Origin of the sequence: Paracraurococcus lichenis (genome assembly GCF_030657435.1) — a bacterium.
Taxonomy (GTDB): Bacteria; Pseudomonadota; Alphaproteobacteria; order Acetobacterales; family Acetobacteraceae; genus Paracraurococcus; species Paracraurococcus lichenis.
The window spans coordinates 1-535 of record NZ_JAUTWS010000453.1; the positions used below are offsets into that span (position 1 = coordinate 1).

1 protein-coding gene is annotated in these 535 nt (G+C 69.2%); it reads left to right on the forward strand.

Translation table 11 applies throughout. From position 1 onward, the window contains the following. Window positions 1–11: 11 nt before the first annotated feature. The coding region (locus Q7A36_RS40765; RefSeq protein ID WP_305109478.1) for a hypothetical protein at window positions 12–535 on the forward strand (524 nt) is incomplete at its 3' end.

Sequence of the window (535 nt, forward strand, 5' to 3'; positions counted from 1 at the left end):
CAGCGGAGGGCTTGGAGCAGGCCGTCTGGGAGCACGTGGCGGGCCTGCTCGGGGATCCCGCGCAGCTGGCGGCGCAGTATGAGCGCTTCCTGGCCGAGGCTCGGGACGGCAGAGGGGAGGCCGCCGACGACCGGCTGCGCGCCCGCATTGAGCGGCTCGACCGGGCGGACCGGCGACTGATTGAAGCCTACCAGGCCGAGGTGATCGGCCTCGAAGAGCTATCGGGGCAGCGCAAGGCCCTCGCCGAGCAGCGACGCCTGGCCGAGCAGCAGCAAGAGCGGCAACTCCGCCTAACCGAGCAGAAGCTCCGGGCCGAGGAGGCACTCGCCGGCTTGGTCGCGTTCAGCGAGCGCGTCGGCTCCCGATTGCAAGCCGCCGATAGTGCCGAGCGTCAAGCCATCTTGCGGCTGGTGGTCGAGCGCATCATCGTCCACGACGACGCTCTGGAAATCCAACATGTCATCCCGCTGCGCGGGCCGGACACAAACCCTGAAAGCAAGGAGCCGCAGCCCGTACGGCGATTGCGTACGGATGG